At 36.8% G+C, this 6,500-nt stretch carries 9 protein-coding genes and 1 pseudogene; 1 reads left to right on the top strand and 9 read right to left on the bottom strand.

Going from position 1 to position 6,500, the window contains the following annotated elements; all coding sequences use genetic code 11:
- The 8 genes and pseudogenes from CRYPD_RS08500 to folB form a co-directional block, all read right to left on the bottom strand.
- Positions 1-103 (bottom strand): annotated as a pseudogene (locus CRYPD_RS08500) (IS30 family transposase); the annotation flags it as partial.
- A gap of 466 nt (positions 104-569) precedes the next feature.
- Entirely contained in the window at positions 570-1,310 is a 741-nt protein-coding gene (locus tag CRYPD_RS07165) for a Nif3-like dinuclear metal center hexameric protein (RefSeq protein ID WP_138146899.1), read from the bottom strand.
- Positions 1,303-2,367 carry a histidinol-phosphate transaminase gene (gene hisC, locus CRYPD_RS07160; RefSeq protein WP_138146898.1) on the bottom strand — a complete coding sequence of 355 codons (1,065 nt, stop codon included), beginning with the start codon at positions 2,365-2,367 and terminating at the stop codon, positions 1,303-1,305. The genes CRYPD_RS07165 and hisC overlap by 8 nt, the downstream gene beginning before the upstream one ends.
- Entirely contained in the window at positions 2,368-3,057 is a 690-nt protein-coding gene (locus tag CRYPD_RS07155; RefSeq protein ID WP_138146897.1) for a hypothetical protein, read from the bottom strand.
- Between the two features lie 199 nt (positions 3,058-3,256).
- Positions 3,257-4,036, bottom strand: a complete 780-nt coding sequence (gene thiD / locus CRYPD_RS07150) for a bifunctional hydroxymethylpyrimidine kinase/phosphomethylpyrimidine kinase (RefSeq protein WP_138146896.1) — start codon at positions 4,034-4,036, stop codon at positions 3,257-3,259.
- Positions 4,029-4,646 carry a thiol:disulfide interchange protein DsbA/DsbL gene (locus CRYPD_RS07145; RefSeq protein WP_138146895.1) on the bottom strand — a complete coding sequence of 206 codons (618 nt, stop codon included), beginning with the start codon at positions 4,644-4,646 and terminating at the stop codon, positions 4,029-4,031. The genes thiD and CRYPD_RS07145 overlap by 8 nt, the downstream gene beginning before the upstream one ends.
- A 9-nt stretch (positions 4,647-4,655) precedes the next feature.
- The gene (folK, locus tag CRYPD_RS07140) at positions 4,656-5,144 is read right to left on the bottom strand and encodes a 2-amino-4-hydroxy-6-hydroxymethyldihydropteridine diphosphokinase (RefSeq protein WP_244610276.1); all 489 of its coding nucleotides are present in this window, start codon (positions 5,142-5,144) and stop codon (positions 4,656-4,658) included.
- Positions 5,125-5,478 (bottom strand): dihydroneopterin aldolase, encoded by a 354-nt coding sequence (gene folB / locus CRYPD_RS07135; protein WP_138146900.1) that lies wholly within the window; start codon positions 5,476-5,478, stop codon positions 5,125-5,127. The genes folK and folB overlap by 20 nt, the downstream gene beginning before the upstream one ends.
- Positions 5,479-5,511: 33 nt before the next feature.
- Here folB and plsY point away from each other — a divergent pair, with 33 nt between their 5' ends.
- Positions 5,512-6,090 (top strand): glycerol-3-phosphate 1-O-acyltransferase PlsY, encoded by a 579-nt coding sequence (gene plsY, locus CRYPD_RS07130; protein WP_138146894.1) that lies wholly within the window; start codon positions 5,512-5,514, stop codon positions 6,088-6,090.
- A 214-nt stretch (positions 6,091-6,304) separates the two neighbouring features.
- On the opposite strand, the gene CRYPD_RS07125 is transcribed toward plsY, so the two are convergent.
- On the bottom strand, positions 6,305-6,500 hold a 196-nt coding region (locus tag CRYPD_RS07125), incomplete at its 5' end, for a transposase (RefSeq protein WP_171004370.1).

Genomic DNA, 6,500 nt, shown 5'->3' with positions numbered 1-6,500 from the left:
GACTTCTGTTTAACAGATTGGCAATGCCAATCTGATTCATATGTAGTTGTAAACACGCTTTTATCTGGTATCGTTCATCGTTAGTCAGTTGTTGATAATTCATTGCAATTTCCCGTAGTAAGAAAATAGCAAAGTTTATTACAACTGGCTATTTAATTACAATTAAAATTGCACTTGTTATGCGAATTCAAGCCTTCTTACCCAAAAACTATATAGCAATCCTTGTAGGATGGCAAATAACTGGCTATTCTCCTCATTTTTGGATAAAAATGCACTATTTTTTTATATTCCCTAAATCGCACTGGGTTAGCAGTGCTCTTACCCTTGGATTAGAGAGAAATAAATCCAATACAACTAATTGCCATAAGTCATCATCTGAAAACTGGAATGAACATTTTTAAACAGAGGCGAAATTTGCAAGACTGTTGTACTCAATAAATGAGAAAGAGTTAAGAACAGAGAAATAAAGTGATAAAAAATTAGATAAACAAGGTGTTTTTTGGTTTTATAGGAAAATATGGAAAATTTAAAAAAAATTGTAAAAGTTGAAATTAAGATGAGAAGTTATATCAGACAAAATTGTTAACATCAATAAATTGGTGGATGAGATTGTATTTCTGTGTGAGATGTTGACATAGCGCTTGCACGCCATAACGCTCGGTGGCGTGGTGTCCTGCGGAGATAAAGGCGATGTCGTTTTCTTTGGCGATAGCGGGGATTTGCTCCGATACCTCGCCGGTTATAAAACAATCGGCATTGATATTGATGGCGTGGTCGATGTAGGTTTGTGCACCACCGCTACACCAGGCGATGCGTTTTAGAGGATTATCATCATCGCCAAAAACTAACGGCGTGCGGTTTAGCGCTTGTTTGATGGTGTTGGAAAAACTGCCTAGCGTGGTGTCAATTTCCCCCTGCCAAACTAGCGTATCGCCTATTGGAGTAGGGTTTTTAATGCCAAAGCGTTGAGCAAGTTGGGCATTGTTGCCAATTTTTGGATGGGCATCAAGCGGCAGATGGTAGGCGAATAAATTAATATCGTGTTCTAATAGAGCTTTAATGCGATTTTTCTTGATACCTGTTAGCATTAGTGGCTCGTTTTTCCAAAAAAATCCATGGTGGACAAACAGCGCATCTGCCTCTTCGTCAATCGCTCTATCAATTAAATCTTGATTAGCACTTACGCCTGAGATGATTTTACTAATATCAGGTTTGCCTTCAATTTGCAAGCCATTGGGGCAATAGTCATCAAATATGACTACATTAAGATAGTCGTAGCAGTAGGCGGCTAGGGTTTTATTGTTAATCATAAAAGCATTTTACTAAGTTAATAAAGTGTTGATTTTGCTCGGCGTTGCCAACGGTTACGCGCAGGCAATCTGTGAGTTTTGGGGCAGTGCTTAAATCTTTAATTAACACACCGTTTGCTTTTAAAAACGCAAATAATTTATGAGCGCTGGGGGCTTTAAATAAAAGGAAATTGGCTTGAGAGGGATAAACTTGCAAGCCGTTAATGGCATCAAGTGCGGATGATAATTTGGTGCGTTGTTTGAGAATAATTTGAGCGTTTTTGTTGATTTCGTCTTTTTCTTTAAGCAGAAAATTCGCACTCACTTGCGTAAGCGTATTGATATTATAAGGCAGACGTAATTTGTCCAACGCTGCTACCGTATCCTGTGTGCCAATCAACAAACCTAGACGCAACCCCGCAAAGCCAATTTTTGACACGGTTCTAAGCAAAACTAAATTAGGATACTTGGCAATATCACCCAGAAAACTATCATCAGCATAGGCATAATAAGCCTCGTCAAGCACTACCATTGCGCTAGTTGAAGTGATAATTTGTTCAATAGCCGCCCTGTCAAATGTATTACCTGTTGGGTTATTCGGGTAAGCGATAAAAATCAACTTTGGCTGATGTGTTTCAATCGCTAACAACATGGCAGGCAAATCAATCTCAAAGTTTTCATTCAATTCAACACCGTGATAATTGAGTCTAGTGAATTTTGCAATTATTTGATACATCACAAAACTTGGCTCAACACTTAGAATACTGTCACCCGTATCACACGCAAGCGCCAAAAGCTGAATCAGTTCGTCCGAACCATTGCCTAAAAGCATGCCAAAATCTGCGGGTATATCCATTAACTGATACAAGGTTTGCTGCAATTCACTTGCATTTGGACTGGGATAACGGTTTAACTCAACATTAGCCAAATACGCCAAATATTGCTCAATTAATGCATCGGGCAAGGGAAAGGGTGACTCCATCGCATCCAATTTCACCATATCATCAGAAGGAGGCACATGATAAGCATTAATAGCTTTGATGTCAGGGCGTAGCCAGTTGCTGATAAAGTTATTCATTTACTTAAGTGCAACAATAATGCCAATAATACCGAAAAAAAATGTTGCTGTAACTTTGATGATAAAACGCCGTTTGTCTTTTAATTCTTGGTCACATTTATTTATTTCTTTGTTGGCAATAAGTGGTGCTGATTTCTCAAAAATAGCAACAATTTTGGATAATTTATCTAAATAAGGACTTAACTGCCGATAAAACTGTTGCCTGTTTTGATAATTATTGTTATCTTTGCGCAATTGTTGTATGCTTGTATTAGCTTCATCTAACATAACTAATTTTTCAGGATAATCTGCAATTATCTCAGTAGTAAGGCCACTATCATTATATTTTTCTTTAAAATCTACTGCACTGTCTATATAGTAAATCAATAGTGCTTCATCTATATCATAAATGGCTCTTTTGACATGGTTGATTGCTTTGGTTTGCTCTGCTTGAAGTGCCTTTGTGTCATTACTAAGCAAAGATTGAACAATATGATGCCCTGCATATCTAAGTTGGTTAATAGAGGGGATAAGCACCCCTTCCGAAGTGGCTTGTTCAACATTTTTTATTTTGGCTTCTGCTTGTTCAAATAAATCTAATAATACCTTAAGTTCATCTTCTCCCTTAGCCGGCATATTTCTTACTAAAATTATAATGTTCCAAGCGTTTGACTTTTTTGGTAATGTCTTGAGCGGTTTGATAGCGACCATATTGTAGGCTTATGCTGCCTTTTGACAATCTGGAAACCAGTTTTCTTTCAGAATTTTTATTAAAAAGTGATGTCATTTTCATTGCTTATAAATAATAAATAAGTGATGTGGATATAAAGTTCATTATAGCGTAAATAGAATTGTATTACACGCAAAATACAATGAGATCCTTAATATAGTATTATGCCCAACTTTCCTATCATTGATATTTTTCGCCGGTATGTGTATTTTTCGCCGGTATGCGATTAGGGTGAAACTGTGTTTTACCGATATTTTTAGCGTTTAATAGAGTTTGGTAGGTATAGTCTAGTGCATTTTTACAAGCGATTTCAATGTTAGCACCTGAGGCGATTAAAGCACTGATTGCACTTGAAAGAGTGCAACCAGAGCCGTGGTAATTGCCCGATAATTTGTTGTAAGTATAATTCTTTACCAACTTAGCATTGTGATATAGGCGGTGTTCAATACTGGACTCTGATACATCGGTGGTGGTGAGTAGTATCCATTTACAGGCTAGTTTTTCTATGGCTTTTTGCTCATCTTTTTCACCGGATAAGGCGAATAATTCTGCCATATTGGGGGTTAGGATTTTTACCAAAGGCAATAGCTCTTGTTTTAGAGTGCTTATTACTTGGGTTTGTAGTAAAACTTCTTGGGTGCTGGCTTTAACAATCGGGTCAAGCACAATGGTTTTATCTTGCATTAAATTAGCAATTACTCTAATTTGCTCACTAGAACACAGTAGCCCAATTTTAACAACTTTAAACGCAATGTCTGCTTGCAAATGATGGAATTGTTTGGCAATTAACCCAATATTCACTGGTTGAACCTCTACAACAGATTGAGTATTTTGCACTGTCATTGTTGTTACAATCGGCAATGGGGTTAACCCAAATTGGTTAATGGTTTCAATATCAGCGGCAATACCAGCACCGCCACAAGGGTCAAGCCCTGATAAGACTAAAACTGCTTCATTCAAGTTTGCTTTCTTTTTTGATAAGAAAATCAACGACTTTTAACATTCTATTACGGTCGCCTGCATGAGTGGCATCGGTCCAATATTTACCGTTAACGATAATTGTTGGCACACCTTGAATATGATATTTACTGGTGTTTAATTTGGCTTTGTTGGTTTTAACGCGCACACTAAAAGAACTAAAAGTTTTTTCTACTTTGGCTTTATCCACCCCAAAACTGGCAACCCATTCAACAAAACTGGCTTTGGATTTAAAATTCTTTTTCTTTAAATGGATAGCGTTAAATAACGGTTCATGCAATTTATGCAACAAGTTTAACTCTTCTAGCACAAAGTAAAAAATTGCGCCCTTTGCCCATCTATCAGAATACATCGCTGGCTGACGAATAAATTGAACATTGGCAGGTAGTTTCTTAACCCATGCATTGAGTGCTGGCTCAAGATTGTAGCAATGTTGGCAATAATACCAAAACAATTCTCGCACTTCAATTTTATTACCTGTAGTAGTTTTCACTGGTTTATCAAGTTTTATATAATCAATACCTTCATCATAATCATCTGCAAGCGTAAAACTGGAAAATGCCATAAGTAAAGCAAGTAGTATTTTTTTCATAATTATTCCTTAGTTTAAAATCTTAATATTATACGATTTTAACTCATTTACAGTTGCAGATAACTGTGCATAAGTTTTATTTTCAAGTGGATGAATGCTCTGCGGGTTAAGTTGTGCCAAGGGCAATAAAACAAAATTGTATTTTAAAATATCATCTCTAGGTAGATTATTTTCCACATCAATCACTTGATCATATAATACTAAATCTAGGTCAATTTGTCGTGAAGAAAATTTTGGCTTAGACCTGTCTCTGCCTTGCTTATCCTCAATCGTGTACAAAATACTCAGCACCTCGGCAATGCTCAAATTCGTGGTTGCATTCACGCCCATATTGTAGAAATCCGCACCTTCAAAACCAACCGCTGGGCTTTCAAAAATATCCGAACATATGACATCAAAAAAGTTCATTTTAAGTGCGTCAATTGACTGGGCAATATTTTGCCTACGATTTTGGTTTGAACCAATATTAATATGCAACTCAGCCACGATTACGCTCAATAATCACGCCCACACCTTGCACACCCGTTACCACTTCGCCTTTATTGAGCGTGAGTTTGACCCTTTCTACATCAAATTCGGTCAAGATAATTTGTGTGATTTTCTCTGCCAAGGTTTCTACCAATTGAAATTCACTGGTTTTAACAAATTCAATCAGTCGTTTAGAAACTGCCTTGTAATCAAGGGTTTGGTCGATATGATCGGTTTCACTAGCAGGTTTAATGTCCGCCGACATTTCAATATCCAGCGTAATATCTTGGCGAATTTCTCGCTCCCAATCGTAAATACCAATCACACAATCAATTTTTAACCCTTGAATAAATACAATATCCATAGTAACATTTATCAAAATTTTCTAAGGTTTACTATGTTACCTACTTTAATCACTTTCGCTTATTTAATTGGCTCAATTTCAAGTGCCGTTATTGTCTGTAAAATCCTAAATCTGCCCGACCCTAGAACACAAGGCTCAAACAACTCAGGTGCGACTAATGTACTGAGAATCGGTGGCAAAAAAGCCGCTGCCATTACCCTGATTAGTGATGGATTAAAAGGCGCAATCCCTATATTAATCGCTCATTATTTAGCCCTAGACACACTGGAGATGACGATACTCGTCTTAGCGGCATTTTTAGGTCATGTGTATCCTATTTTCTTTGGTTTTAAAGGTGGAAAAGGCGTGGCAACCTTTCTAGGTGCTTTGCTGGCACTTAATTATCTGGTGGGTCTTGGGTTTATTATTACCTGGGTTTTTGTGGCAAAAGTACTTAAAATTTCATCCCTCTCGGCTCTCATTGCCACCCTACTCATGCCAATTTATTTTTATCTAATCATTGGCAATCCAGTTGCTACCTACCTCATTATCCTCATCTGTTTGTGGATTTTTTACACTCACAGAAGTAATATTAAAAGGTTATTCAACAATCAAGAAAAGACAATTAACTAGCATTCAAGTCAACTTAGTGCTCGTTCATTAATTATTAAAAAAGAACAATATTGTGAGACCTTTGCATAATTCATAATTCCCCATCCTATTTTCAACCCTTGCAATTTTTCAAAAAAAATAGCTCAAAATTTCCGTATTTTTCCATAAAAATCTAAAAAACACCTTGTTTGTCTGATTTTTTTAGCCTTATTTCTCTCTTTTTAGCCTTTTTTACTCACTGGATGTAATAATCCCTTAGGCTTTTTAATCGCTGCATTTCTTTAAAAATATTCATGCCAGTTTTAAGGTTATGACTCATGGCAATCAGTTGTACTCTGGTTTTGTTTCTCTCTAGTCCAAGGTATCTTGCCTTGCCTAAACCGTGATGAAGTTTTAGCAAGCCAAAAGTGCGTTCTACGATATAACGAATG

This window comes from Bathymodiolus heckerae thiotrophic gill symbiont, from assembly GCF_900180345.1.
In the GTDB taxonomy this organism is placed as follows: Bacteria; Pseudomonadota; Gammaproteobacteria; order PS1; family Pseudothioglobaceae; genus Thiodubiliella.
Note: the sequence above shows the minus strand (reverse complement) of the source record. Positions and strands in the feature narration are given on the sequence as shown.

Bases quoted from the DNA above. Each gene is read 5' to 3' on its own strand.
- CRYPD_RS07165 (WP_138146899.1), bottom strand. From the start codon at position 1,310: ATGATTAACAATAAAACCCTAGCCGCCTACTGCTACGACTATCTTAAT.
- hisC (WP_138146898.1), bottom strand. From the start codon at position 2,367: ATGAATAACTTTATCAGCAACTGGCTACGCCCTGACATCAAAGCTATT.
- CRYPD_RS07155 (WP_138146897.1), bottom strand. From the start codon at position 3,057: ATGGTCGCTATCAAACCGCTCAAGACATTACCAAAAAAGTCAAACGCT.
- CRYPD_RS07145 (WP_138146895.1), bottom strand. From the start codon at position 4,646: ATGAAAAAAATACTACTTGCTTTACTTATGGCATTTTCCAGTTTTACG.
- folB (WP_138146900.1), bottom strand. From the start codon at position 5,478: ATGGATATTGTATTTATTCAAGGGTTAAAAATTGATTGTGTGATTGGT.
- plsY (WP_138146894.1), top strand. From the start codon at position 5,512: ATGTTACCTACTTTAATCACTTTCGCTTATTTAATTGGCTCAATTTCA.